Genomic DNA, 26,127 nt, shown 5'->3' on the forward strand with positions numbered 1-26,127 from the left:
TCTGATTAAGAGAAAATCTCTCTAAATCCTTCCTAGTAGTGACATTTTTGACATTCAGTACCACCTACCATCTCAACTGTTACGCTATCGATCTTCTTATCTTTAATATCCTGATGAAGCTTTTCGAAGATGCTGTAATAGTTGTTGTCAGCAAACTGCACTTTGGTAGTACGGTGACAGTTGATACACCATCCCATAGAGAGATCGGAGAACTGATGTACTTCATCCATTTCGGTGATGGCACCGTGGCAGGTTTGACATTGTTGCTGACCGGCAACCACGTGTTGAGAGTGGTTAAAGTAAACGTGGTCAGGCAGGTTGTGGATTTTAGTCCATTCGATTGGTCTGCCTGGCTTGGTATATTTACCAGCTTCAGGATCCCATCCTACGTAATCGTATAATTTTGCAATTTCAGCAGTACCATCTACCTTCTTACCTTCTGCAGTTGTCAGCTCAGGACCGGAGTATTCCTTAATGGCCTTGTGACAGTTCATACAGATATTTTCAGAAGGGATCATTGCGTGTTTACTCTTCTCAGCACCGGCGTGGCAGTACAAACAGTTGATCTGGTTGATACCTGCGTGCACCTTATGGCTGTAGAAGATAGGTTGCTCCGGCATATAGTCTTTCTGGCGACCCAGGCCGATTGCACCCTGAATAGTGAAGTAACCGCCTACCATGAACAGCACCAGGATGATCAGCGCCAGGTAAGCTTTATTTTTGTAGAAAGGAACAGGGTCCGGAGTAGGAACTCCTTCTTTATCACCAGCCAGCTTATTCAGATTGCTGTTGATCTGCATGAGGATCAGCGCTACTACTGCGAGGATCAGTGTTATGATACCAAACAGTAAACTGTTGTCATTGCCTTTGTCTTCAGCAACTGGGTCTCCTGGAGTCTCCTTTGGACCAGTTGTTTTCGCTTGCTCAACTTTTACATAAGCCAGGATGTCGTCAATCTCCTCATTTGATAACTGAGGGAAAGCGGTCATCGCTGTCTTGTTGTACTGATTGAAGAGGTCATTGGCATATTTGTCCCCTGTAGCCAGTACAGAAGCAGAGTTGTGGATCCACTGGTGCAATAATTTCTTATCGGGCCAGCGATCTTCTACCCCCGCTAATGCAGGACCTGTCAGCTTCTTATGGACATTATGGCAGGAAGCGCAGTTTGTTTGGAATAATGCTTTACCCTTCGCTGGATCCGCTGCCTTAACAGAAGAAAACGGAATTACTATACTAGCGCATAGAATAAGCACACTCACAAAATGCTTGCGCAAAAGAATGGAAACACGACGATACACAGCCTATATAGTTTAGATTTGACCTAAAGTTTCTTAAAAGTGCCAGCAAAAATAAGACAGAATGTTGACAATTTACCAACAATTAAAAAAAATTATTGTCTTATAGAATGCTGTTTTCAACCTCTTTTTTGAGCAACGATTGAGCTGGAAGTCTTTCTGCTGGCCTATTTAAACGCTTCACCTATTATTTCCTTTCAAAACTTATTATTTTGATTGAAAGTTTAATTCCTCTGTGGGCGCACGTCTACATCATAACGTGGGGCAAGGTTTGCGGGGATATAATTATAATATATGCAGATGAAAATCAAATAGTGGTCCCCTATATCCTTTAACACACAATATAATATATTATCTGTCAGCGCAGTTAATTTCTGTGAGAGTTGTTATTTTTACCTTAATAACCTGCCGGCGGACCAGAATGTTCAATCTGCCATCAAAAAATCGCTCCCATGAAAAAAAGTATCATACTCCCCGTTTTGCTTACCGCCTTCGTGGCCTGTAACAATAATACCACCACCACCACCCAAACCGATAGCACCACGCAACATACCACGCCGGGTACAGCTACCCCCACCGTTATCACCGGCACCTTCCAGGGTACCCTTCCGTGCGCCGACTGCCCCGGTATGGACTACCAGATCAGTTTGTTTGATGATCATACCTTTCATGAACTGGTGGCCTACCAGGGAAGAGGACAGGGGATAGCCTCCGTGGAAACCGGCACCTGGAAACAAACCTCCGACTCCACCGTAATGCTTCAGAAGAAAACCGACAGCAGCTCCTTCCTCGCCTCCGAAGGGAAACTCCTCCTCCTCGATACCAAAGGCAAACGGATCGAAGGAGTACTGGCCAGCAATTATATCCTCAAGCCGGTAGAGGGCGGCGACCGCAGGCAACTGCTCGCCGAAAAGTCGAAAGCCGGCATCCGGTTCACCGCCAGTGGCAACGAACCCTTCTGGAGCCTCGACCTTGATAACAAAAAAATACGTTTCAACAACGTTAATGGCGACAGCCTCCAGGTTACCCTCCCCCCGGCCAGGCCTAATACCGATACTTTAAAGGTATACACCACCCCGGATATCACGATAAGTATCCGCAATACCGTTTGTACCGACGATATGAGCGGCCTGATGAAACCCAATACCGTACAGATACAGGTGAAAGACAAAACATACCAGGGCTGCGGGGAATATCTCAAATAACTTTAAATCCCTGCTAAATTGTCTATTTTTGTACCCTACTCAAACAGTAAGAGACTTTGAAAAATATTGCCATATTCGCATCGGGTGCAGGAAGCAACGCGCAGAAAATTATAGATCATTTCAAACAGTCAGATAAGGCCAGGGTTACCGTAATCGTTTGTAACAAACCCGGAGCCGGTGTTTTACAGATTGCCGAACGCGAAGGTATTACCAGTATACTCATTGAAAAGGAGGCGTTCCTCCATTCAGATAAATATATCCAATTATTAAAAGAACAAAAGATCGACCTGGTAGTGCTGGCCGGTTTCCTATGGAAAATCCCCGCCAACCTGGTACAGGCTTTTCCTAACCGCATTATCAATATCCACCCGGCCCTGTTACCAAAATTTGGCGGAAAAGGGATGTATGGACATTTTGTGCACGAAGCGGTTATAGCTGCCGGAGAAAAAGAAAGTGGCATCACCATCCACTTTGTGAACGAGAAATACGACGACGGAGAAACGATCCTGCAGGAACGAATTATCATCACACCGGAAGATACGCCCGAGTCAGTAGCACGCAAAGTACAGGCGCTGGAACATCAATGGTTTCCGGTAATTGTGGAACGATTATTGACCAGTTCTGAAAGCTGACACACGCCCGGATTGAGGTTCTGAAGCCAGTCTAACCCTTACAACTGTATGAAAAAGACACTGCTGTTAATATGGTTATCCTGTTCATTTATTTTATCATCCTCTGCCCAGGATGGCAAAACACAATTGAGCAAAAACACCTTTCTTAAAGTAAATCCTACCACCTTAATTAATGAACTCGATATTTACCTGGAACAGGAAATAACTGATAAATTCAGCCTGGAGGTAGGTATCAGCGGTATATATACAGATTACCCCGATTATGTGCTGGCAAAAAAGATTGATATCGGACAGAAAAAACCGGATATCAGTACTGAACAGTTTGTAGATGGCCGGGGACTGGGCTTCCGCGTAGGAGCACGCCTGTACCTTATTTCACAGGAAATGTCGCCCTCCCGCGCAGCCGGCACCTACTTCGAACCCGTGTTATTCGTAAAAAAGGTTTTCTACCCTAATGAAGACAATACCTTCAGTAACATTACCTACACCAACTCAGGAGACAAAACCGTTATCGGCCTGCAACTTCTGGTAGGACGGCAGTTCAAAAAAGACCGCTTTATCCTTGATCCCTTTATCGGTGTAGGTATCCGCAGTAAAATCTATAAATACAATACCTATCATTTCGACGACGACAAAGTATCCCTGAACGATGGTAAAATGGTCAGCATACTGCCCAGCCTCCAGATAGGTATTAAAATGGGGCTCAAACTGTGGTAATCTTCCCTAAAACGGTACAATCACTTTAGCACTGAAATTTCTACCCATATTATAGATGCCCAGCCGCCCGTTAGGGGAGGAGCTGTAGTATTCAAAATATTTCAACCGGTTCATATTGGCCTGGTAAGCCACGTTGGCCACATTATCCAGCTGCAGGAACACTTCACATACCGTTTTTCCTTTCTTATTGAGAATACCGGTACCGGCGCCTATATTGAAAAGGGTATATCCCGGCGTAAATGTTTCGGTATCATCCACCCCGTAAAAATGCGGCTGGTCTGCAATAATATCAGCCTCCACGCGGGCATAGGCTTTGGTAAAGATCCCGTAATTGCGTTGGGTGGTTGCCTTTAGCTCGCTGCGTATATGCGTGGGAGGTATAAAGGGCAGGTACCGTGCTTCGTCGCCATGCGTGCTGATCAGTTCCATGTTCCGGTTACGTCCCTGCGTGTAGGCAACACTGTTATTCATGGTAAGCCAGGCTATACTGCGCGGATGGAGATTTACACTCACCTCCGCTCCAAATAGCCTCGCGGCAGATTGCTGGTATTTATAGGTGGCGTTACCCGGCACTATTACCACGGGGTTGCCGGTGTTATCGTATAGCTTTGCCTGGTAGATATAGTTCTCAATATTATTATTAAACAATTCCACACTGATATCCGCATCCGGTAACCATGCCTGTATACCGATGTCTTCCTGCAAACTGAACTCCGGCTTAAATCCACGGTTCCCCAGGTATACAATATGCGCGCCCGGATCAAGACCATTGGAGCCTATCTCTGTAATATTCGGCGCACGGTAGCCCCGTGCAATGTTAGCCTTTACCAGCACCCGCTCGCTGATATTCCAGGTAGCGCCCAGGCTGCCGGAAATACCGGTATACCGGTGATTGAAAGAAGGGAACTGCAGATGGGCCCCTGCCGTATCAGGCAACTGCGCATGTTGCTCAAAGCCATTCTCTTTATTGGGTCCTACGTAGAAATCGTTCCAGCGGATAGAACGGTTGTCGTAACGGATACCACCCGATACATCTACCTTACCAAAAGATTTCCTGGCAAAAATAAATCCGCCTATGTCAAACAGGTTATAGTCCGGAATGGGAAAATCGGTACCGTTCTTACTCTTATTCGACTGGTACATACCATTCACACCTACGGTTGTTTCCAATCCGTTCATCACGGGCAAATTATAGCGCACATCATAGTTCAATGTATTCAGCACTACGTACAGGCCAGGCTGCTCAGTCATCTCCGGGTGATTGTACTCCCGCCGGATGCTTTGTTGCACCCCAATCATGGTATTAATATCGCCGGTACCCACATTCCATTTGGAATGGTTGTATACCCGGTAATGCTGGATATGCTGATGTAACGGGTTAATGGTGTAGGTACGCAGCTCATTGTCCGGTACCAGTGGCCGGTCTTTTATATTGTCATCAGCATCCTTCACCTGCCTGGTAAATTTACGGGTCAGGGAATCACGGCTACCATCGGGGATTTCCTGGGTGTTGTCATAAAGCGTAGCACCAAATTGGGAGTGCCCCCATGATTTATCCACCCTTGCCAATGCGGTGAGATTGTATTCCCGGAAGGCGGTGCCATATACAAATCCGTCCACACTGTTGCGGTAGTTATGCGCCGCCTTGGCGGTGCCCCGCAATACATATTTCCAGTCGTTTTGCCGGTAAGCCAATCCTAGTGAGGAGCCTACCATTCCATTATTACTATGGTAATCAGTAAGAAAGCTACCCTGTAGTTTTCCCGGTGTCAGTTCCGGGATGTCGGGGATCATGTTAATTACACCGGCCAGCGCATCAGAGCCATAAGTAAGACTGGCAGGACCTTTCACCACTTCCGCCCGCGAAATACCATACTGGTCTATTTCAATACCATGCTCATCGCCCCATTGCTGTCCTTCCTGCCGCACACCGTCGAACAGCGTCAGTACGCGGTTATAGCCCAGTCCCCGGATAAATGGTTTTGAAATATTGGGGCCGGTTGTTACCGCGCTTACGCCCGGCACTCCTTTAATAATAGCATCAATAATGTTATTATTTACGTTCATGTTCATTTCCCTTTTACCGATAACGGCAATGGGTATGGGGTTTTTCCGGACAGCGGTGGCACGGGAAACACCGGTTACCACTACTTCATCCAGCTTCGATAAATCTTCTTCCAGGGAAACGTTCAATACCGTTGTTTGGCCCGCTGTAATTTGTTTCTTCAGCTTAACGGTTTGGTATCCTACCATTGATATTTTGATATCATAAGTCCCTGCTGCCAGGTTTTTAATATTGAAAAGCCCCTGCTGATCGGCAGTAGCGCCGGTATGTAGGGCGGGGATAGCAATGTTGGCAAACTGCACCGGCTTCCCGTCTTTGTTCACAACTGCTCCTTTCACCACGCCTTGCTGGGCATATGCCGTAGTAATGAATAATAATAAGAATAGTAATGTAGATAGTTGTTTCATGCGTATAAGTAATCTTGGTTTTAAACTCAGTACAGTGTTTTCACGGATAGTAACAATGGATTACACTTCCAATTTAATTTTCAACAAAACTATCTTCTATTTTTATACTTGTCTTAATTATTTTTTAGATTAGTCTAAATATCTGGAAAAGGGTCTTTAAAAAGATGACCATCCCGGAAGTTTTTGATTTCCAATTCGGTGCACAGGCAGCTGTCAAGATCAATGATGATACCATGTGAATCCAGTTCCTGTCCTATGATTACCAGTTCATTATACCTGTCGGCAAAGCGGGTATCCCAGCGGCTGGTAATGAGTTCATAGGTTTCGGGATCCATTTGCCATTGCTTGCGGGGGATGACGCACCACCAGTAACCGGCCTTCTCGGCACGCAGTGATCCGCCCGCCTGGCTCCAGTTTACAGCGATGTCCGGGCGGGAGGCCAGCCAAAATAATCCTTTACTGCGGATAATATTGCCGGGCCAGCGTTCATTGATATACTGCCAGAAGCGTTCCGGGTGAAAGGGTTTGCGGCTGCGGTATACAAAAGAAGATATGCCGTATTCTTCCGTTTCCGGGGTGTGTTCATTTTCCAGTTCGGCCTGCCAGCCGGCGCTTTGGGAGGTGGTGTCGAAATCGAAAAGGCCGGTATGCAGTATTTCTTTCAATGGTACCTGGCCCTTGATGGATTCCACGATGCGGGCCGTGGCGTTTAATTTACGCAGCACTGCTTTCAGGTTGCCCAGCTGTTCTTCTGATACCAGGTCGCATTTATTCAGCACAATCACATTGGCAAATTCCACCTGGTCCGTCAGCAGGTTCACGATGGTGCGCCGGTCTGCTGCATCATCCGTTAGGCCCCTGTCCTGCAGGAACGACATACTGCTGTAATCGTTGATAAAATTATACGCATCCACTACCGTCACCATTGTATCCAGCTGGCTTACCGTGCTGAGATCAACGTTGTTCACTTCATCCTGGTAACAGAAAGTTTGCGCCACCGGTATAGGTTCCGAGATACCGGTAGATTCAATCAACAGGTAATCAAACCGTTTCTCTGCGGCCAGTGCAGCTACTTCTTTCAGCAGATCTTCCCGGAGAGTACAGCAAATGCAGCCATTGCTCATTTCCACCAGGCGCTCTTCCGTTTTGTGCAGTGTATTTTCATTCTTCACCAGTTGCGCATCGATATTCACCTCACTCATATCGTTAACAATAACGGCTACACGAAGATTTTCGCGGTTGTGCAGCACGTGATTAAGCAGCGTAGTTTTCCCCGCGCCGAGAAAGCCACTCAGCACCGTAACAGGTAATTTTTCCATATGTGATAAGTTATATTGCTATGTGTGTGCGTATTTTAATTACAGCAATTGTTTCAGCAGTTTTACAGCCCGCCAGCCGGCAGATGCCGCCGGCTATGTTCATGGGTGTGGCCTTTAACCGTAGTGCACTGTTTACAACGTTTCAGGTTTAGTATATGCGCCCCCGTTACTCCTGCCGCACCGGCAAAGATGACAACAGGTTCCCAGAAACCGCCGGCAATCCCGAAATGCCCTCCCAGTAACAAGGCAAACCCCACGGTAAAGATCAGCAGGGGCGCTATGCGCCGGTGATGCCTGAAATATCCCCGTCCCAACGACAAACAACCTACCCCAAAGGAGAAAGACAACAAGCCATACTCCAGCATTTCATTTTCCAATACGTGCGATCCCACCAATGGCAATACCGTGAGCAGCAAAGGGAGTAAGGCGCAGTGCACGGCACACAACAGGGAAGCCCCTATTCCAATAGTGTCCAAACTCATCTTCTTTAAAATATTCACTTCCATGTTCCCATTTTTCTATCCGGACAAAACTACGTAAATTTGCAACAATGTTGCAAATTAAAATATCTCTTATCTTCAGATAATTTATTTTTTCAACTATAAAATGTTGCAGGCGTGTTAAAAAAATAAGAGATGCATTGCACTGATGGGCATCTGTTAACTATGTGCTACCTTTGTATATCGAATAAAACAAGGAATCATACCTATGTCGAAGAAAGCAATTATACTGATTTCGTTTTTTGTGTTGTTGAGTGCAGGTTTCCTGACCTATGCCGGTTATATTATTAAAGGAGAAACAGGTACCTTCTTTGGAAAAGACAAGTTACCTCACCTGGGGGCGCCGGGACATACCATCCCCGGATTTTCCTTTACAGACCAGGAGGGCCGCACGAAAACGAAGGCAGACGTTGAAGGCAAAATTTATGTATCTGAGTTCTTTTTTACCACCTGCACCGGTATTTGTCCGAAGATGAATGCCAATATGGACAAGGTATATGCGAAGTATAAAGACAATCCCAGCTTCCTGATCCTTTCCCATACGGTAGATCCCGAACACGACAGCGTGCCGGTACTAAAGGCATATGCCGCCAAACATGGCGCTGATTCTAAAAACTGGTGGTTCCTTACCGGCGACAAGAAACAGCTGTACCGGTTGGCCAGGCAAGGTTACCTGGTAGACGATGGCGTATATACCGGGGAAGAAGATTTTGTACACACCCAATGGTTTGCATTGGTTGATAAAGCAGGACAGATCCGCGGTTTGTATGAAGGCACTAAAAAACAGGACGTAGATAAATTGATTGAAGACATAGACCGTTTAATGGAAGAATAAAGTTTTTTTCATCATGGGCACCAAACAACAAATAACAGAACGAATTGGCAGTATATTGCGCGAAAGCAAGCTGAGTGTAACAGAAACCCGGACAAGGATCCTGGAACTGTTCATGAAAAGCAACGGTGCGCTGGAACATAGCGATTTTGAAAAGCTGGCCGGTCAGTCATTCGACCGTGTAACCGTATACCGTACCTTACAAACATTCCTCGACAAAGGAATCATTCATAAAATACCTACTACAGATACCTCTGTACGCTACGCTTTATGTAAGTCGGAGTGTTCGGAGCACCACCACCACGATCATCATATCCATTTCAAGTGTGAAGAATGCGGTAATACCATTTGTTTAGATGAAACAGATGTTCCGCAAATACAGCTTCCCAAAGGTTATGCAGCGCATAATGTGGAAGTAGTGGTGAGTGGGGTTTGTAAATCCTGTAAATAAAAAAATGCCTTTGTTAATGTTCCGTATAGCGGCATTAACAAAGGCATCCTTACTATATCTTCTCTATTTCCGCTTTCACGAAATCGGCCAGTTCCTTCACATAAGCCGGAGAAAAATCAAATTTAATTCCTGCTGCTTTATACAACTCAGGCAACGTTTTGGTATTACCTAAACTTAACGCCTGTACGTAGTTATCCAAAGCCTGTGTTTTGTTTTCCTTGAATTGCTTCCACATGGCAATAGCTCCCAGTTGCGCAATACCGTATTCTATATAATAGAAAGGCACTTCAAACAGGTGCAGTTGCTTTTGCCAGGTGATAGCACGGTACTCTTCGTGGCCGCTCCAGTCAACCACTGCAGGGGAAAATTCATTCAGTATTTCCAGCCATTTGGCGGTACGTTCTTCTATGGTGTGCTGCGGATGTTCATAGATCCAGTGCTGGAATTTATCGATGGTGGCAATCCACGGGAAAATGGTGATGGCCCTTTCCAATTGCTGTAACCGTGCGCGGCGCAGCTGTGTTTCGTCATCAAAGAAAATGTTCCAGTAGTCCATAGTAAATAACTCCATGCTCATGCTGGCTACTTCAGCTATCTCCATCGGGTATTCCTTGAAGGCGCTGAGTGCCAGGTGATGGCTGAGGAAAGAGTGTACCGCATGGCCACCTTCGTGTACCATTGTGGTAAGATCTTTCATTTGTCCGGCGGCATTCATAAAAATGAAAGGCACGCCTGTTTCCGCCAGCGGGCAGTTATAGCCACCCGGCGCTTTACCATTACGGCTTTCCAGGTCGAAGCGGCCCATTTGTTTCATCACCCGGAGGCAATTGCCAAAGAAGGGACCCAGTTCATCAAAGGTGGCGATGGCTTTATTCACCAGCTCTTCACCTGTGTGGAATGGCTCCAGTGGCTTCACACCCGCTGGTTCTGCTTCTGTGTCCCAGGGACGCAGGGTATCCAGCTGCAGTTTGGCTTTCTGCTTTTCCAGGATCTGTTGTACCAGGGGAACAATATGCGCTTTGATGGCTTCATGAAACTGGAAGGCGTCTTCTTTTGTATAGTCGAAGCGACCCAGTTCTTCAAATTTATAGTCGCGGTAATTAGCGAAGCCGGCATTTTTTGCTACCTGGTCACGTTTTAAAATCAGCCCTGTGTACAGGTCGTCCAGTGCTTTCCTGTCTTCCAGGCGACGGGCGCCGGTTTTGGTGAACACTTCTTCCCGTAGGGAGCGGTCGCTGTTTTCCAGGAATTTAGCTGCCTGTTGCAGGGTATATTCCTGGTCTTTTACTTTGATGGTCATTTTACCTGCAATGGCGCCATATTGTTGTGCCATTACGCTCAGTTCCGCCTGGATAGGAATATTTTCCTCGCGGAACAGTTTCACCTGTTTCTCTACATTGCGGAGATACGTTTTATAAAGGTCGGGATCCAGTTCTTTTACAAACGGGCTTTCCAGCAATTTTTTATTGAGCGCATCTGCATAGGGTTGCAGTTTGGGCTGAATTTCCATACAGAAGTAAGCGAAGGCTTCCTCAAGTGATTTATCGGTGATATCGCAGGTCATTCGGATCTGGCGCCAGCAGGCATCTTCACTGATTACTGCTTCCAGTTCGCTCATATCTTTCAGCCATTTTTCCAGGTCTGATACGCTATTGATCTTTCTTTCCTTCAGCGCTTCAAAGTAAGGCTGCAGGGTATCCCAGGTAGTTACTTTAAAATCTTCCGGGAGAAATGTACGCGGTAGTTTCTTTATATCTGCACTTAGTTTATCCATGCTATCTGTTATTTTTAAATTTTCGGATGTAGAAATTTAGGCAATTTTACGCTAATGCCGGGTGTTTCCGGCTAAAAGAATCGTTAAATATCGGGAATGCTAAAACGATTCAGGCTTCTATTTACAGAAAAAGATCTCTGTAAATAGAAGCCTGAAATATTTTGCCGGCTGATGTTTGCTTCAATCATCAGACAACCCGGATCCTTACTATTCTTCTGTTTTCTTCTTGCGTGGCTTAGCAACTTTTTTAGGCTCTTCGCCTTCTGCTGCCGGTGCATCATCTTTCTTAGCTTTGGCTTTCTTAGGTGCTTTTTCTTCAGCGCCTGTTTCGCCTTCTTCTTTTTCAGCGGCCTTTTTAGCGCGTGGCTTCTTAGGCTTTTCTTCTGTAGCTGCTTCTTCAGTAGCTTCAGGAGCTGCTTTCTTCTTTTTCTCCGGAGCAGCGGTTTCTTCTACTGCCACTTCTTCCGCTTCACCATCACCTTCGGCGAGGATCTCATCAAATTTCAACAGATCGTTTGCTTTGAGGATACCAAACCATTTTACCATCTTCTTCATATCACTCACATACACTCTGTCTTCATCGAATTCAGGGAATACGCTTTTGAAATAAGCTTTGATAGCATTGTTGTCTGCTTTACCAGCTACAGGCGGGTGTACCGCTGCTTTTTCCTCCATAGCCTTGAATACCTCAGCCAGGTTTACATTTTCGCCGGTAGTGAATACTTCAATACTTTCCAGTGGAGTAAAATTATGCACGCGGGAAGATACAAACCTTGTACTTTTATCTTCCAGTGACCTTACGATGGCGCCATCTTGTTTACTGGCTACTAACTGAAACAAACCGCCCAATCCGGTTACTGCAACAATTTCTCTGTACTGCATGTTCAAATTTTTAGGAAGCGCAAATATAAATAATTATAATAGATTGCCCACGGCTATTTTTGGCTTGGAAAAAGCCGGCAACGGGGGCGTGCGTCAATTCAACTTTCGTGCCATGACCACCGTGCGTTTACAGCGTTTCACGTACCCCTGAAGATTAAATATCTCTATAAAAAATATATAAATCCCTGGTGGCAAAACTACTGCATTTTCTCCAGTTCCATCCCACGGCAAATATCCGGTATTTCCCATCAATATATTGCGGGCCAGGTACCGCACCGGTTTACCCTGCAGGTCATACACAGTAACATTGCCCACAAAGCCAGGAGCGGGCAGTTGCCAGGAAAGCTGCGTTACATCAGCGGTTCCGTCGTGATCAGGGGAAAACACTTCCGGCAACAATGCAATATTCAGCGAATCGCCTGCATCGCCGCGGCGCTGGGAATTAAGCCACCCGGGGGTGGCATATCCCGCTGTGGCAGCAGCAGAATGCCAGTTGGCAGCGTCAGAAGCCGGAAGCTGGTACTGCAACCGCTCCAGCGAAATGCCCTGCAATTCACTCGCCAGCGGAAAGTGTTGTCCGCTGGTATAGGGTAGTTCATCTATAATCGTACTATCGACCCGCAGCAGCACCACATCGCCTCCGTCCAACGGCATCGATGGCAGGCTGCTTACTTCCTGGATATTTTCCGGCGACCGGCAATTGTAGTAGCTGCAAAGCAAATCCTTATTGGTAGTCAATGCCAGCAATTGTCCGGGCATCAGCAAACGGCCGCTGGTGGTCATCTTTTTAAAAACTCCTAACCCGCCACCAGCGTTACGGGCGCAAACACGCAGCTCATTTAAGTTCACCACCTTCCCGCTGGCGTTATACAATTCAATAAATTCAGGGATGCCGGCAGGCGGATAAAACAGCACTTCATTGATTAATATATCGTTGCCAACCGGTTGTTGCGGTATGCCCAGCGTAACACTGTTATAGATATTACTGGTAGCGCCATTGCAATCTGCCACCCCGTTGCTGGTGATGGTGTATACCTCCTGTGACCGGATAGCCGCATCCAGCTGCAGTTCTACGCTGCTGAATACCGGAGGCTGCACCCGGCAGGAGGTTACATGCAATCCACCACTGATTTCATAATGTGCAGGATTGGCTGCCAGTGCGCTATCCAGCGTTTTACTGAAGTGCAATAATACATGCATGCTGTCTGCAATGGCGGCAAATAACAGGTCCGGTTTGGAAACGTCGGGGGTATTTGCTGCCACGGCATTAATGAAACCGGGTGTGCCGCCCGCAGCAGCGGTGCTGGCTGCCCAGTTTACTTTTCCGCTGCAAGGAAATGCCGTATTGATCATTTCCAGGCTGATGCCGCCCCTGCCGGCCTTTCCACCTGCATACCACCCTTGATGGTAATCTACCGCATGTATCACCCTTCTGAATGCATCATATAAAACAATCAGTGCACTGTCGTCTGCTATTGCCGGGAAACGGTCTATTCCCCTGATATTGGGAATGTTATAACTGCTTACTGCGCCTGGAGCGCATAGCACCAGCAAGCTGTCGGGCTGCAGCAAACAGGCCGGCAGCGCTACTTCCCGCCTGTTTACCGCGAGGCGCCAGTTGCTCAGCTGCACGGGTGTGGTGCTGATGTTCCGCAGTTCTATATATTCATAAGGTGGCAAGCCTGCTACAGGAGAGGGTTTCGGCATTACTTCATGAATAACCACGTCATAAATGGCCGGTGTTTGGGCGAAACCGGGGAGGGCCTGCAGCAGCAGGCAGAAACAAACAATGGGTAACCGCATGAACAATTATTTTATAGCTTTCAAACTTAGTATTCTGTTGATCACCCGGTGTTAATGCCATGTAAATGGTAAAAAAAAATCTTAATGTTATGAAAAGCGGGGGCTATATGTTAATTTTGGGCTTCCAAAATTAAAAATGTAAAACAAAATGAAAGTTGCCGTAGTTGGAGCGACCGGACTGGTTGGCTCAAAAATGTTACAGGTGTTAACGGAAAGAAATTTTCCCGTTACTGAATTGATTCCCGTGGCTTCTGAGAAGTCCGTTGGTAAGGAAGTAACATTTAAGGGCAAGACCTGGAAGGTGGTAAGTGCTGATACGGCGATTTCCATGCAACCAAATGTGGCTATCTTTTCTGCCGGTGGCAGTACCTCCCTGGAGTGGGCGCCTAAATTTGCAGCCGCAGGTATTACGGTAATTGATAATTCCAGCGCCTGGAGAATGGACCCTACCAAGAAACTGGTAGTGCCGGAAGTAAATGGCGATGCCATTACGCAGGAAGATAAAATTATTGCCAATCCTAACTGTTCTACTATCCAGATGGTGCTGGTGCTGAAACCTCTGCACGAAAAATATAAAATCAAAAGGGTAGTAGTATCTACCTACCAGTCGGTAACCGGTACCGGTGTAAAGGCAGTAACCCAATTGATGAATGAAAGACAAGGCATTACCGGTGAAATGGCATATGCTTATCCGATAGATCTGAATGTTATTCCACAGATAGACGTGTTTCTCGATAACGGCTATACGAAAGAAGAGATGAAGATGGTAAATGAAACCAAGAAGATTATGAGAGATGACAGCATCCTGGTAACGGCTACGACTGTACGTATTCCGGTGATGGGTGGTCATAGTGAAGCGGTGAACATAGAGTTTGAAAATGAATACGATGTGGCAGAACTGAGGGCATTGCTTGAAAAAACGCCAGGAGTAATAGTTGTAGACGATCCGTCAAAGGCTTTATACCCGATGCCAAAGGATGCACACGATAAAGATGAAGTGTTTGTGGGCCGTATCCGCAGGGATGAAACACAGCCTAAAACAGTGAATATGTGGATAGTAGCAGACAACCTTCGCAAGGGAGCAGCTACCAATGCAGTACAGATAGCAGAATACCTTAGCAGTAAAAACTGGCTGTAATCATACTGTTGTGCTATGTAATTAAGGGGTATACCACTCTTAATAGCACCTCCCGTATATGACTATACGAAAATATATTTATAACTCGTTAAGAGCAAGCATTTTACCGCTTGCTCTTTTTTGCGCGTTTTACAAAAGCATAACACATAAAACTTAAAAATTACACGGAAGTAGTATTGATTTGTGCAGGATAAAATCCAATTTTGGTAGTAATAATCCTATGCCAACTTAACTCTTTGAAAAAGAAGAGAAGTCCAATTTTAGAGATGCCGGTATTTTTCGTTATTTTCTAATCAGAAAACACCCTTAAGTCCTATGAAAACCAACACCAATCGAGAGCTTCTGTTAATGCACAAGTTCACCGAAGAGTGGAGCACTAATTTCTCTTCACAAGTATCCAGGATCATGAACATCGTTGATCAGCAGGATACGCTTGACGGAATTATACCTATTATAGAGGTGGCCAATGTTTACAATCAACGTTTTGCTCACGCGCGTACGGACAAGGAAAATCTTTTAAAGAATCGCAAAGCGCGGCCGTTCGAATTCCTGATTCACAAGAATTAATCCTGGAGTAACCAGGGGGAAGTGGTTTATTGGTTTAAGAGAGGTATGAAATCCTTATGTAAACCAATAAACCACTTTTTTAGCTTTAGTCCATTGCGCGATTGATAAATTGCAGCAGGGGTTGCATCAGGGCGAAAGTTCTCAGAATTTCTCTTACTATTGCGGGTTGTGTACTGCTTTCATCTGTAAAGGGATGGGAAACGATCACACTTTTCAGTTTCAGATAGGCTATAGCGGGATTGTCCGGCTGGTAGCCCTGCGGAGCTGTTTTCAGTGCGTCGCCCTCAATTTTCCCGAAATGTTTGATGAATTCTTTATTGGAGATCAGTTGTTCAAATTCCTGGAAGTTATAGTCGATTTCCTGTCGCAATTTTTTGAGCTGGGGTGCAGCAGGCATCCAGATACCGCCGCCGGCAAAACTGTTTCCTCCCGGTTCCAGGTGAAAATAATACCCCGCAAGGGTAGATTTTTTTCCACCGGCCTGGAAAGAAGCGGCCATATTTACTTTATAAGGGGTTTTATCCTTCGAAAATCTCACATCTTTATAAATACGGAAAACACAATCTTTCAGCTGGAGGCCCTGCATGGTGGCATCCTGTCTTGCCAAACCATCTATCAGCTGCTGTACCATACTTTCAAAATCGGCCTTGGCGGCCATGTATTCGGTTTTGTGCTCGTCGAACCAGACTTTATTATTATTCAGCCTGAGTGACTTAAGAAATTTCAACGTGGACGGCTGCAACATTACTTCTTTTTGCCAACAAGATAATACAAATCATTTATGGTTTTTTGAATTTTGAGGGGCCATCCGGAGGGGTTCTAAAAAAACAGATACAGGATATTTGCCGGAAGGCGATCTCTTCCCGTGGCAAACTCCTGCATCTGTTTGAATGCAACTTTTAGAAGTGATAGGTGGCGGCTAATAAAACATTGGATGTTATATCAGCAGGTTTACCGTCCGACTTGCTGAAAATATCTGCAGAAGCCTTATCCAGCCTAAACTCTGGCATAATAGTAAGGTTTCCTACCTTATAATTAAAGGTGAGTGTACCGGCAACTACATTACCGCCATCCGGTACGGCTCCAAAAACTTTAAGCCCGTCTTTATCACTGAAATATTCTCCACGAACCGTTAAACCAAATTTTTCAGTGAAATCAAGGTTTACGTACAGTGCATTGCCCCACCATTTTGCGTTTTCGCGGGTGCTTTTGGGTGCACGTGTGTCGGTATAGGTGCTGTAGGTAGCGTTATAACCCAAACCGAATACAGTATTGATCTGGTAAGTGGCTACCAGGTCTACCTGGTGGTTCTGAATGCCGAAGGTATCTTTTCCTTCCAGGTAATTCAGGTATAATTTAACAGGTGTTTCTGCCGGAGCAAAGCCCAGCTGAGCACCAATATATTTGTGGCTGTTAAGGCTAACCGATTTCAGATCTGTAGGGTTAAACACGCCTACCATAGCACTTAAAGAGGAAGTGAGTGCAATGTCTGCCTTCACACCTGTATTAAAGAAAGGACCATAGCTAAACATATAGCTCATGCTATAGTTCCTGTTGGCGTAGGCATCTACCAGTTCGTAGCCCACATGCGTGGCAAAACTACCGAGGCTTAATTTTATTTTTTCAGCTACCTGGTAAGAAACGTACAATTGTTTGATAGCCATAGACAGGCCATTGGAAGAACCGGGTACATCGTTATAGGAAAACTCACCGGCTCTTTTACCGAAGCCGAGGTCGGCTACGATGCTACCATTTTTGAATCCGTGTTCTACTTTTAGTGATACCATTCCCAATTCGAAGGAGTTGTGGGAATTGGTAAAACTGGTTTTATTATCAGTATAATTTCCGTTGAGATTGTACTTGTAATACACATCTGCAGATCCTGATAATTTGAAAGCGGGAGCAGATGTACTATCTGTCGTGGATTGTGACATGGCAACCAGAGTGCTGCCCATGGCAAACAAGGTCGTTAACATTCTTTTCATACTTATAAATTTGGTTGATAAAATGGTAAGTACTAATGCGGCCTTTTCTCACGGATTGTTTCGGGGGGTGCGTGCTAATATTCCTGATGCTACATTCAGAAAATAGAAGGAATGGATAATCAGTAATTAATGATTGGTGCGAGTTTCACTTATTTACAGCAAGTTTAACTACCAACTATCCATTCCAGGTTCTTACAACGTAAAGTATATGCGTTTAATAAAGTTGATAAAGATCGTACTCAAAGAACTGTAACTCTTTTCTGATTCCTGTGAAAGACGTTCTGTCTCAGGAGTGAATCAGTTCATCTTCTTCTTTCAGGGAACCGTTGTCGGATACACTGATCATAGAAGGGTGATAGTTTTCGTTGTGCTGAGTAACATCCAGTCCCAGTTCTTCTTCTTCTTCAGATACACGCAGTGGGTGAATCAGGTTGATGAGTTTGAAGATACCGTAAGATACTGCGAAGCTGTAACCTACTACCAGCAACAGACCCAGTACCTGGTTTTTGAACAGCTCGAAGTTACCATAGAACCATCCGTTGGTACCAGCTTCGTTTACTGCTTTGGTAGCGAAGATACCGGTGAGCAGCATACCTACCATACCACCTAAACCGTGGCAAGGGAATACATCGAGTGTATCATCAATGCTGGTTTTAGATTTCCAGTGTACTGCGATGTTAGAAATGATAGCGGCAATGAAACCGATGAATATACTTTGCGGGATAGCAACAAAACCAGCAGCAGGAGTGATGGCCACCAGACCAACTACCGCACCGATGCAGAAGCCGAGTGCAGATGGTTTCCGTCCGCGGATTACATCAAAAAATACCCATGATAAACCGGCAGCAGCAGTAGCTGTGTTAGTAGTAGCGAAAGCTGAAGCAGCGAGGGCGTTGGCGCTCAAAGCAGAACCTGCGTTGAAACCGAACCAGCCGAACCAGAGTAAACCGGTACCCAGTAATACAAAGGGAATATTTGCAGGTTGTAATTCTTTCTTTTCGATATGATCCTTTCTTCTTTTCAGTACCAGGGCACCTGCCAGGGCAGCGCAACCTGCAGAAATATGTACTACAGTACCACCGGCAAAATCCAGTACGCCTAATTTAAACAGGATGCCATCAGGATGCCAGGTCCAGTGTGCAATTGGTGCGTACACCAGCAAACTGAATAATACCATGAACAATACATATGAAGTGAAACGGATCCTTTCCGCTACTGCTCCTACTACCAACGCAGGAGTAATGATTGCAAACTTCATCTGGAAGAGTGCAAACAGTAACAGCGGAATAGTGGGGGCCAGGCTCCAGGGGGCTCCTGACCCTACATTTTGAAACATAAAAAATGTACGGGGATCTCCAATGATACCATTTACAGATTTACCAAACGCCAGGCTAAATCCAACTACTAACCAAACGATGCTGATTAAACCGGTAGCAATGAAACTTTGCATCATGGTAGAGATCACGTTCTTCTTATTTACCATGCCTCCATAAAAGAAGGATAAACCGGGAGTCATCAAAAATACCAGGGACGATGCTACAAGAATCCAGGCGATATCAGCGGAATTATATTTGCTGGCATCAGCAAAATTCGGGAGGGCAGGCATAAAAATTCCAACTATTGCGATGAGCGCAAGGAAAATGAAGGGGAGATAGTCCTGAAAAGATATTTTCTTCATAGCGTTTGATTTTTAAATTTCTTAAATAAAAGTAGGTCCGAAATTTAAAACATCAAATAGAAGGGTCTAAAAATAGAAATATTTGAATAAGAGGTGCGATAATTAGGATTAAATCAATGATATTATAATTTATAATAATATTAATTATTATTTTTTAAGATATCTGGGTTTTTATAGAGCTGAAATACTAACGTAAATAGTTGAATATCAATACAATTAGAAGAGTATTAAGGAAAGGTTAACAATTTTCAAATTTACCAGGTGCACGCGCTACTGTAATAAGGGAGGAAGTCACGTAAGCACCTGATAAATAAATATATACAAATTATTAATTTATTACTTTAATTGCTGGAACAACTAATTTATATTATAAATAATTACATGTGATGTTCTGAATTTGCAAAGCCGATTATTGTTTCATTTCAAGTAATTCGCGCTCCATTGCAAACATCTGATCCCTCAAACGGGCGGCTTCCATAAAATCAAGATCGCGGGCTGCCTTCTCCATATCCCTCTTCACTTTGGCAATGGATTTCTCCATCTGCGGGATAGTTTTTACACTGGCCGCAGAGGATTTCGCATACGCCATCGCATCTTCTGCCACCAACTGCACCTCATCATGGATAGCCATTGGCGAATTTTCATCGAAGTGCTTGATTTCCAGTACAGAAGTTTGCCCCATGATCTGCTCCTTGCTTTTACGGACGGTGCGGGGAGTAATATTATGCTCTATATTAAATGCTACCTGCTTCTCGCGGCGTCGATCCGTTTCATCAATAGTACGCTGCATGCTCTCCGTTATCTTATCAGCATAAAAGATCACCAGCCCGTCCACATTACGCGCTGCACGACCCGCCGTTTGCGTGAGAGAGCGCTCATCGCGCAGAAATCCTTCCTTATCCGCGTCCAGGATAGCTACCAGCGACACTTCCGGTAAATCCAATCCCTCCCTCAGCAGGTTCACGCCTACCAATACATCTATATTACCTAACCGCAGGTCACGTAATATCTCAATACGTTCCAGGGTGTCCACCTCGGAGTGGATATAACGCGACTTAATATTAATACGTCCTAGATATTTGTCCATTTCTTCGGCCATGCGCTTTGTCAGCGTGGTTACCAGCACACGGTCTCCCTTCTGCACCCGCTTGTCTATTTCCTCCAGCAGGTCATCCACCTGGTTCACACTGGGCCTCACTTCAATAGGCGGCTCCAGCAAACCTGTAGGACGCACCACCTGTTCCACTACCACCCCCTCTGTTTTCTTCAACTCATAATCGCCGGGGGTGGCGCTCACAAATATGGCCTGGTTCACCAGATTCTCAAATTCATAAAAATTCAGCGGACGGTTATCCAGCGCAGAAGGCAAACGGAAGCCAAATTCCACCAGGTTCAGTTTACGGGACCTGTCGCCTCCGTACATGGCGCCAATCTGCGGGATGGTCACATGGCTTTCATCCACCACCAGCAGAAAATCTTTCGGGAAATAATCCAACAGGCAGAAGGGCCGGGCGCCAGGCTTACGACGGTCCAGGAACCTGGAATAGTTTTCAATACCACTGCAATAACCCAGCTCACGGATCATTTCCACATCATAGTTTACCCTGTCGGATAAACGCTGTGCCTCTATCAGCTTTCCATTAGCCTTAAAATATTCCACCTGCGCCTTCAGTTCATCCTGTATTTCATATATGATCTGTTGCATCATGTCTTTTGGAGCCAGGTACATGTTTGCAGGAAAAATGGCCGCGTTGTCTACCACTGTGATCCGCTTACTGTTTTGTACATCAATGGTTTCTATCTCTTCTATCTCATCTCCAAAAAAAGTAATCCGGTAACCATAATCCACATAAGGCAGGTTAATATCCAGGGTATCGCCCTTTACGCGGAAGTTACCCCGGTTAAAATCGCCGGTAGTACGGCTGTACAGGGAGTTTACCAGGCCATGCAGCAAGGTGTTGCGGCTTACGGTTTGTCCTTTCTGGATACGGATGATACCATTTTCATAGTCGGTAGGGTTACCGATACCATAAATACAGGAAACACTGGCTACCACTATAATATCCCTTCTGCCGGAAAGCAGGTTGGAAGTGGCTTTCAGCCTGAGCTTATCCAGTTCCTCGTTAATGGCCAGGTCCTTTTCTATATAGGTATCACTCACCGGCATATAAGCTTCCGGCTGGTAATAATCATAATAGGAAACATAATATTCTACCGCGTTGTCCGGGAAAAACTGCCTGAGTTCGCCGTAAAGCTGTGCTACGAGTGTTTTGTTATGGGTCAGCACCAGGGTAGGGCGTTGCACCTGCTGGATAACATTAGCCACGGTAAAAGTTTTACCGGAGCCGGTTACCCCCAGCAGCGTCTGAAACGGTTCGCCTTCCTCTATTCCTTTTGTTAATTGTTTGATCGCTTCCGGCTGATCACCAGCTGGAGCGTATGGAGCATGTATATTAAAAGACATATTGAAATTTCTGTTTGGGAAGTATCTGTAAAAATACTAAGAATATGGAAGTGAAAGTGTTAAAAAAGAAGCTTTAATTTTGCTGCCACAATCAAGAAAGGACTTATGAGAAAAAAAATTTTAACGGGGCTGATACTGGCCTTCCTGTTACCCCTTGCCACTTTTGCCTGGGGCCCTAACGGCCACCGTATTACCGCCGAAATAGCCTGGCTTCACCTTACCCCCCAAGCCCGCAAAGCAATTACCAACATCCTGGGCCGCGAAAGCCTGGCCATGATCGCCAACTGGCCCGATTTCATCAAATCAGACACCACCCACCAGTACGATCACACCAGTAAATGGCACTACCTCGATTTTCCCGGCAATATCGACCGGGCAAAGTTTGATGAGCTGCTGAATGCAGCTAACGGTGAAAACCTGTACACGCAAACACAGGCCATGATAAAGGAGCTGAAAAACCGTAACCTGCCGAAAGACAAACAACGGTTTGCACTCACTTTCCTGGTTCATATGATGGGCGATATGCATCAGCCCCTGCACGTAGGCCGTGACGAAGACATGGGCGGCAACAAAATTGCTGTAATGTGGTTCGATAAACCTTCCAATCTGCATAAGGTATGGGATGAACAACTGATCGATTTCCAGCAGCTGAGTTATACAGAATACACCAAAGCGCTGGACATCGCATCTGCAGCGGAAATTAAGACCATACAGCAGGGCTCTATCGCCGATTGGATGTTTGACTCGCACCAGCTCTCCGACAAGGTATATGCCTATACCCAGCCCGATGCCAAGCTCAGCTACCGGTATAATTATGTTTTTGTGAAGGATCTGAATCAGCAATTGCTGAAAGGTGGGCTGCGTTTGGCAGCTATCCTCAATAATATTTATAAATAAGCGGGGGATCCCTTTGGGATTCTTATAAAAGATTAAGGGAGATATATGCGGGCTTCGCTTATATCTCCCTTAATCTTTTATAAAAATCAATATAATCAGTCGCCGGAGGCGATACATTCACTATACCAGGTCAATATCAAAATTCACCAGCTGAACAAACTGCTCCAGGCGGGCCGCAATATCTTCGTGCGTAATTTCGCGGATGCGTTCAGTTCCAAACTTTTCCACACAGAAAGAAGCCATAGCAGAACCTACGATGATAGCGGTTTTCATGTTTTCAAAGGAAATATCCTTTGTTTTAGCCAGGTGGCCTATGAAACCTCCTGCAAAAGTATCGCCAGCGCCGGTTGGATCATATACATCATCCAGTGGCATAGCAGGAGCGAAGAATACATGATTTCCGGAGAATAATAATGCGCCATGTTCTCCCTTCTTGATGATCAGGTAACGGGGACCCATAGACATAATTTTACGGGCAGCTTTCACCAAAGAGTATTCACCGCTCAGCTGACGGGCTTCTCCATCGTTTACCATCAGCACATCCACTCTTTTTAATACCTTCAGCAAATCGTCCAGTGCTACTTCCATCCAGAAGTTCATGGTATCCATCACTATCAGCTTAGGGCGTTCTTTCAACTGATCCAGTACACTCATCTGCACCTGTGGGGTAAGGTTACCGAGAATGAGGAACTCACTTCCCTGGTAGCTTTCCGGGATAACAGGCTGGAAATCGGCCAGTACATTCAGTTCTGTTGCCAGTGAATCACGGGTATTCATATCCATGTGATACTTGCCTGACCAGTAGAACGATTTTTCACCTTTCTTCACCTGCACACCATCCAATACCACTCCTTTAGCAGTCAACGCATCCAGTTCTGAAGCCGGGAAGTCCTCACCTATTACAGACACCTGGTTAATAGGCTGAACAAAGTTAGACGCTGCCCATGCGATGTAGGTGGCGGAACCACCAATGATTTTACCTGACTTTCCAAAGGGGGTTTCGATTTCATCGAACGCCATAGTACCTACGACTGTGAGTGACATGCTTATTGAGTTATTTTTATTATGTTAAAATTTAATGCAAACCTCGCAAAGGTAACTACTTATACAGAAAGCAGGAAGCTAAATCTTCACCTGCTTCCAGGTACCCCGGCGAAACAGCCATACAGCCACCAAAGCGGAGGTAGATTCAGATATAGCCATCGCCCAGAAAACCCCTACCGGTCCCATTTTTAGCAGGATAGCCAGCGTATAGGCCAACGGCATCTGGAATAGCCACATAATAAACATGTTGATCAACATAGGCGTACGCGTATCGCCGGCGCCATTGAAAGATTGGGTAAGTACCATGCCATAGGCAAAAAACACATAACCGGCGCTCATTAACCGGATACATTGCACGCCGTAGGTGATTACAACCGGATCGGTTGTAAAGAAGCCAATAATGGCGGGCGCCCACATCATAAATACAACCGCTACCACACCCAGGAAGATCATATTAAAGAAGGCCGCCCTCCAGGCCGATTTTTCGGCCCGCCCGGGTTGTTTCGCGCCAAGATTCTGCCCTACCAGTGCTGCTGCTGCATTAGCCATTCCCCAGGCGGGTAATATAGTAAAGATCACCACCCTGATGGCAATGGTATATCCTGCTACGGCATCTTTTCCAAAATGAGAAATAATGCGCACCAGGAAAATCCAACTGGCAGAAGCTATCAGCATTTGCGCAGTAGCGCCGGCAGCAATTTTAAGAATGGCGCCAATCAATGGAAATGCCGGAGCCAGATGCTTTTTCGTAATGCGGATCAGGTCTTTTCCTTTTACCAGGTGATACAACTGGTACATCACGCCCGTGCCTCTTCCGATAAAAGTGGCAATAGCAGCGCCTTTCAGTCCTAATGCAGGAATTGGTCCCCATCCCGAAATTAACAGCGGGCACAATATAATATTCAGTCCGTTCGCAATCCATAATGACCGCATGGCCAGGGCTGCATCGCCAGCCCCGCGAAAGATACCGTTGATCAGGAATAATAAAATGATCACGATGTTGCCGCCAAGTATTATCTGCGTATATACGTAACCGTAGTCGGCTACTTCTTTGGCTGCGCCCATTACCAGTAAGATATCTTTCGCAAAAAATATCCCCGCCAAACTTATCAGCACAGAAATAAGTAATCCCGGGTATAAGGATTGCATGGCTGCATGCGCTGCGGCATCAGGATCCTTTTCGCCGGTTCTGCGGGCAATCATAGCGGTGGCCGCCATGCTTAATCCCATAGCACCGGTATATACCAGCGTGAGCACGGATTCTGTAAGCCCTACTGCAGTGATGGCGTTTACACCCAAATGACTCACAAAATAAATATCTACCACCGCAAACAGTGACTCCATCGCCATTTCAAGGATCATTGGAATGGAGAGCAGGAATATAGCCCGGTCGATACTTCCTGTTGTAAACTCTTTTTCACTACCGGTAACGGCTATCTTAAATAATTGAAAAAAACGACGTGTACGCTGTGGCGCGTTCGTTAAAAGAGGCATAATTTACTTTTGAAAATAATAACGAGGAACAGTGCATTACCCGCACTGCAAACTAAAACAGGAAAAGTGGAAGGGCGACAAGCGGAACTACCGTGGTCTTAATAAATTTTCATATGCTATCAGTTCTGGCATCTCATGATGCTCCGCAAATGTAATTTAATTTTTCAATCATCAAAAACCATCTTTAAAAATGCGCAGGTCAACATCAGTTATAACAGGTATTTTTTCATGAAAAGAAAATACGATCGCTACGATCCATGATACGTAAAGGTTACAGGCAGGTGAAAAAAAATATTTAAAAAATACTTTACCTATAGCTGTAACTTTTCATTTTCACTTCCGTTTAACATTCCAAGTAAGCGCTGAAAACCTATATTAAAACAAGATCACAATCACAAACATTACAATTACAAAATTACAATCGTAAAACCTTTATAAAAACTGAAATCATGCTTATGTTCAACAAAAACACACTCCTGACGGGAGTAGTGATCGCTACTGTATTGGGTATTACTGTAAGCTCCTGCAAAGATGATGATAATCCAACACCACCTCCTCCAACACCACGTTCCAAGTCGTTTGAACTGAAAGGATCCGGCGCTGATAAAGATAAAAAGGTAGGTGATATTACCATCACCGAGAACACTGATAGTAGTGTGAACGTTGTATTGAATCTTACTAAAAACATTAAAGACGCAGATCATGGCGTTTACCTGATTGCTGGCACTGCTGCGGCTCCCAAAACAGATACCCTGCTTAAAGGAACGTTTAAAGGAACCGGTGCTGCACTGAAGATAGATCTCTTAACGAAAGTAAAATCTATCAAGGTTTCAAAACCAGGCGGTATTCAGAAAGATACTGCATTCAAGTATAACAATGCGATAGAACTCAGTTCCCATCTGAAAGTAATGAAAGCCGCTGATACCATTGCTATTGGTCTCTTTGGCAAGAGCAACTAATTCTAAAGTCGGAAAATTT

General features: G+C 45.3%; 22 protein-coding genes. 9 read left to right on the forward strand and 13 right to left on the reverse strand.

Going from position 1 to position 26,127, the window contains the following annotated elements:
* Positions 1-32 precede the first annotated feature (32 nt).
* The gene (locus tag V7S65_RS20670) at positions 33-1,298 is read right to left on the reverse strand and encodes a c-type cytochrome (RefSeq protein WP_336387768.1); all 1,266 of its coding nucleotides are present in this window, start codon (positions 1,296-1,298) and stop codon (positions 33-35) included.
* A 449-nt stretch (positions 1,299-1,747) separates the two neighbouring features.
* On the opposite strand from V7S65_RS20670, the gene V7S65_RS20675 reads away from it, so the two are divergent.
* The 3 genes from V7S65_RS20675 to V7S65_RS20685 are packed head-to-tail and all read left to right on the forward strand — an operon-like array spanning position 1,748 to position 3,849.
* Positions 1,748-2,500 (forward strand): copper resistance protein NlpE N-terminal domain-containing protein, encoded by a 753-nt coding sequence (locus V7S65_RS20675; RefSeq protein ID WP_336387767.1) that lies wholly within the window; start codon positions 1,748-1,750, stop codon positions 2,498-2,500.
* A gap of 56 nt (positions 2,501-2,556) precedes the next feature.
* Complete coding sequence (gene purN / locus V7S65_RS20680; protein ID WP_079471711.1) at positions 2,557-3,132, forward strand: phosphoribosylglycinamide formyltransferase; 576 nt, start codon at positions 2,557-2,559, stop codon at positions 3,130-3,132.
* Between the two features lie 48 nt (positions 3,133-3,180).
* Positions 3,181-3,849, forward strand: a complete 669-nt coding sequence (locus V7S65_RS20685) for a hypothetical protein (RefSeq protein ID WP_079471710.1) — start codon at positions 3,181-3,183, stop codon at positions 3,847-3,849.
* 6 nt (positions 3,850-3,855) lie between these two features.
* On the opposite strand, the gene V7S65_RS20690 is transcribed toward V7S65_RS20685, so the two are convergent.
* From V7S65_RS20690 to V7S65_RS20700, 3 genes are all read right to left on the reverse strand, one after another.
* The gene (locus tag V7S65_RS20690; RefSeq protein WP_336387766.1) at positions 3,856-6,321 is read right to left on the reverse strand and encodes a TonB-dependent receptor; all 2,466 of its coding nucleotides are present in this window, start codon (positions 6,319-6,321) and stop codon (positions 3,856-3,858) included.
* Between the two features lie 134 nt (positions 6,322-6,455).
* On the reverse strand, positions 6,456-7,640 hold the full coding sequence (locus tag V7S65_RS20695) for a GTP-binding protein (protein ID WP_336387765.1): 1,185 nt from the start codon (positions 7,638-7,640) through the stop codon (positions 6,456-6,458).
* 62 nt (positions 7,641-7,702) lie between these two features.
* Complete coding sequence (locus V7S65_RS20700) at positions 7,703-8,146, reverse strand: MerC domain-containing protein (RefSeq protein WP_336387764.1); 444 nt, start codon at positions 8,144-8,146, stop codon at positions 7,703-7,705.
* Between the two features lie 202 nt (positions 8,147-8,348).
* On the opposite strand from V7S65_RS20700, the gene V7S65_RS20705 reads away from it, so the two are divergent.
* Entirely contained in the window at positions 8,349-8,975 is a 627-nt protein-coding gene (locus tag V7S65_RS20705) for an SCO family protein (protein ID WP_336387763.1), read from the forward strand.
* 13 nt (positions 8,976-8,988) lie between these two features.
* Positions 8,989-9,423: a Fur family transcriptional regulator gene (locus tag V7S65_RS20710; RefSeq protein WP_079471705.1), complete on the forward strand. Its 435-nt coding sequence runs from the start codon at positions 8,989-8,991 to the stop codon at positions 9,421-9,423.
* Between the two features lie 52 nt (positions 9,424-9,475).
* Here the strand turns inward: V7S65_RS20710 and V7S65_RS20715 are convergent, their stop codons facing one another.
* The 3 genes from V7S65_RS20715 to V7S65_RS20725 form a co-directional block, all read right to left on the reverse strand.
* The gene (locus tag V7S65_RS20715) at positions 9,476-11,197 is read right to left on the reverse strand and encodes a M3 family oligoendopeptidase (protein ID WP_336387762.1); all 1,722 of its coding nucleotides are present in this window, start codon (positions 11,195-11,197) and stop codon (positions 9,476-9,478) included.
* Between the two features lie 207 nt (positions 11,198-11,404).
* Entirely contained in the window at positions 11,405-12,079 is a 675-nt protein-coding gene (locus V7S65_RS20720; protein WP_336387761.1) for a DUF5606 family protein, read from the reverse strand.
* Positions 12,080-12,172: 93 nt separating this feature from the next.
* Positions 12,173-13,882: a lamin tail domain-containing protein gene (locus tag V7S65_RS20725; RefSeq protein WP_336387760.1), complete on the reverse strand. Its 1,710-nt coding sequence runs from the start codon at positions 13,880-13,882 to the stop codon at positions 12,173-12,175.
* 148 nt (positions 13,883-14,030) lie between these two features.
* Here V7S65_RS20725 and V7S65_RS20730 point away from each other — a divergent pair, with 148 nt between their 5' ends.
* Positions 14,031-15,020, forward strand: coding sequence for an aspartate-semialdehyde dehydrogenase (locus V7S65_RS20730; protein ID WP_079471701.1), 990 nt, complete (start codon positions 14,031-14,033; stop codon positions 15,018-15,020).
* Positions 15,021-15,335: 315 nt separating this feature from the next.
* Complete coding sequence (locus tag V7S65_RS20735; protein WP_079471700.1) at positions 15,336-15,587, forward strand: hypothetical protein; 252 nt, start codon at positions 15,336-15,338, stop codon at positions 15,585-15,587.
* Positions 15,588-15,672: 85 nt separating this feature from the next.
* Here the strand turns inward: V7S65_RS20735 and V7S65_RS20740 are convergent, their stop codons facing one another.
* From V7S65_RS20740 to uvrB, 4 genes are all read right to left on the reverse strand, one after another.
* Positions 15,673-16,332 carry a DUF2461 domain-containing protein gene (locus V7S65_RS20740; protein ID WP_336387759.1) on the reverse strand — a complete coding sequence of 220 codons (660 nt, stop codon included), beginning with the start codon at positions 16,330-16,332 and terminating at the stop codon, positions 15,673-15,675.
* Positions 16,333-16,486: 154 nt separating this feature from the next.
* A complete protein-coding gene (locus tag V7S65_RS20745) occupies positions 16,487-17,572 on the reverse strand; it encodes a porin (protein WP_111577098.1) in 1,086 nt (361 codons plus the stop codon).
* Positions 17,573-17,858: 286 nt separating this feature from the next.
* On the reverse strand, positions 17,859-19,250 hold the full coding sequence (locus V7S65_RS20750) for an ammonium transporter (protein WP_079471697.1): 1,392 nt from the start codon (positions 19,248-19,250) through the stop codon (positions 17,859-17,861).
* A gap of 409 nt (positions 19,251-19,659) precedes the next feature.
* Entirely contained in the window at positions 19,660-21,714 is a 2,055-nt protein-coding gene (gene uvrB, locus V7S65_RS20755) for an excinuclease ABC subunit UvrB (RefSeq protein ID WP_336387758.1), read from the reverse strand.
* A gap of 105 nt (positions 21,715-21,819) precedes the next feature.
* Here uvrB and V7S65_RS20760 point away from each other — a divergent pair, with 105 nt between their 5' ends.
* Complete coding sequence (locus tag V7S65_RS20760) at positions 21,820-22,611, forward strand: S1/P1 nuclease (RefSeq protein WP_336387757.1); 792 nt, start codon at positions 21,820-21,822, stop codon at positions 22,609-22,611.
* 120 nt (positions 22,612-22,731) lie between these two features.
* On the opposite strand, the gene V7S65_RS20765 is transcribed toward V7S65_RS20760, so the two are convergent.
* Positions 22,732-23,655, reverse strand: a complete 924-nt coding sequence (locus V7S65_RS20765; protein ID WP_079471694.1) for a PfkB family carbohydrate kinase — start codon at positions 23,653-23,655, stop codon at positions 22,732-22,734.
* Positions 23,656-23,733: 78 nt separating this feature from the next.
* On the reverse strand, positions 23,734-25,149 hold the full coding sequence (locus V7S65_RS20770; protein ID WP_336387756.1) for an MATE family efflux transporter: 1,416 nt from the start codon (positions 25,147-25,149) through the stop codon (positions 23,734-23,736).
* A 449-nt stretch (positions 25,150-25,598) separates the two neighbouring features.
* Here V7S65_RS20770 and V7S65_RS20775 point away from each other — a divergent pair, with 449 nt between their 5' ends.
* Positions 25,599-26,108 (forward strand): hypothetical protein, encoded by a 510-nt coding sequence (locus tag V7S65_RS20775; protein WP_079471692.1) that lies wholly within the window; start codon positions 25,599-25,601, stop codon positions 26,106-26,108.
* Positions 26,109-26,127: the final 19 nt, after the last annotated feature.

This window comes from Chitinophaga sp. CCNWYY40, assembly GCF_037483205.1.
Lineage (GTDB): Bacteria > Bacteroidota > Bacteroidia > Chitinophagales > Chitinophagaceae > Chitinophaga > Chitinophaga ginsengisegetis.

What these genes read in the sequence shown, in the direction of transcription:
- V7S65_RS20675 (WP_336387767.1), top strand. Translation starts at nt 1,748, where the DNA reads ATGAAAAAAAGTATCATACTCCCCGTTTTGCTTACCGCCTTCGTGGCC.
- V7S65_RS20685 (WP_079471710.1), top strand. Translation starts at nt 3,181, where the DNA reads ATGAAAAAGACACTGCTGTTAATATGGTTATCCTGTTCATTTATTTTA.
- V7S65_RS20690 (WP_336387766.1), bottom strand. Translation starts at nt 6,321, where the DNA reads ATGAAACAACTATCTACATTACTATTCTTATTATTATTCATTACTACG.
- V7S65_RS20695 (WP_336387765.1), bottom strand. Translation starts at nt 7,640, where the DNA reads ATGGAAAAATTACCTGTTACGGTGCTGAGTGGCTTTCTCGGCGCGGGG.
- V7S65_RS20700 (WP_336387764.1), bottom strand. Translation starts at nt 8,146, where the DNA reads ATGGAAGTGAATATTTTAAAGAAGATGAGTTTGGACACTATTGGAATA.
- V7S65_RS20705 (WP_336387763.1), top strand. Translation starts at nt 8,349, where the DNA reads ATGTCGAAGAAAGCAATTATACTGATTTCGTTTTTTGTGTTGTTGAGT.
- V7S65_RS20710 (WP_079471705.1), top strand. Translation starts at nt 8,989, where the DNA reads ATGGGCACCAAACAACAAATAACAGAACGAATTGGCAGTATATTGCGC.
- V7S65_RS20715 (WP_336387762.1), bottom strand. Translation starts at nt 11,197, where the DNA reads ATGGATAAACTAAGTGCAGATATAAAGAAACTACCGCGTACATTTCTC.
- V7S65_RS20720 (WP_336387761.1), bottom strand. Translation starts at nt 12,079, where the DNA reads ATGCAGTACAGAGAAATTGTTGCAGTAACCGGATTGGGCGGTTTGTTT.
- V7S65_RS20725 (WP_336387760.1), bottom strand. Translation starts at nt 13,882, where the DNA reads ATGCGGTTACCCATTGTTTGTTTCTGCCTGCTGCTGCAGGCCCTCCCC.
- V7S65_RS20730 (WP_079471701.1), top strand. Translation starts at nt 14,031, where the DNA reads ATGAAAGTTGCCGTAGTTGGAGCGACCGGACTGGTTGGCTCAAAAATG.
- V7S65_RS20735 (WP_079471700.1), top strand. Translation starts at nt 15,336, where the DNA reads ATGAAAACCAACACCAATCGAGAGCTTCTGTTAATGCACAAGTTCACC.
- V7S65_RS20740 (WP_336387759.1), bottom strand. Translation starts at nt 16,332, where the DNA reads ATGTTGCAGCCGTCCACGTTGAAATTTCTTAAGTCACTCAGGCTGAAT.
- V7S65_RS20745 (WP_111577098.1), bottom strand. Translation starts at nt 17,572, where the DNA reads ATGAAAAGAATGTTAACGACCTTGTTTGCCATGGGCAGCACTCTGGTT.
- V7S65_RS20750 (WP_079471697.1), bottom strand. Translation starts at nt 19,250, where the DNA reads ATGAAGAAAATATCTTTTCAGGACTATCTCCCCTTCATTTTCCTTGCG.
- uvrB (WP_336387758.1), bottom strand. Translation starts at nt 21,714, where the DNA reads ATGTCTTTTAATATACATGCTCCATACGCTCCAGCTGGTGATCAGCCG.
- V7S65_RS20760 (WP_336387757.1), top strand. Translation starts at nt 21,820, where the DNA reads ATGAGAAAAAAAATTTTAACGGGGCTGATACTGGCCTTCCTGTTACCC.
- V7S65_RS20765 (WP_079471694.1), bottom strand. Translation starts at nt 23,655, where the DNA reads ATGTCACTCACAGTCGTAGGTACTATGGCGTTCGATGAAATCGAAACC.
- V7S65_RS20770 (WP_336387756.1), bottom strand. Translation starts at nt 25,149, where the DNA reads ATGCCTCTTTTAACGAACGCGCCACAGCGTACACGTCGTTTTTTTCAA.
- V7S65_RS20775 (WP_079471692.1), top strand. Translation starts at nt 25,599, where the DNA reads ATGCTTATGTTCAACAAAAACACACTCCTGACGGGAGTAGTGATCGCT.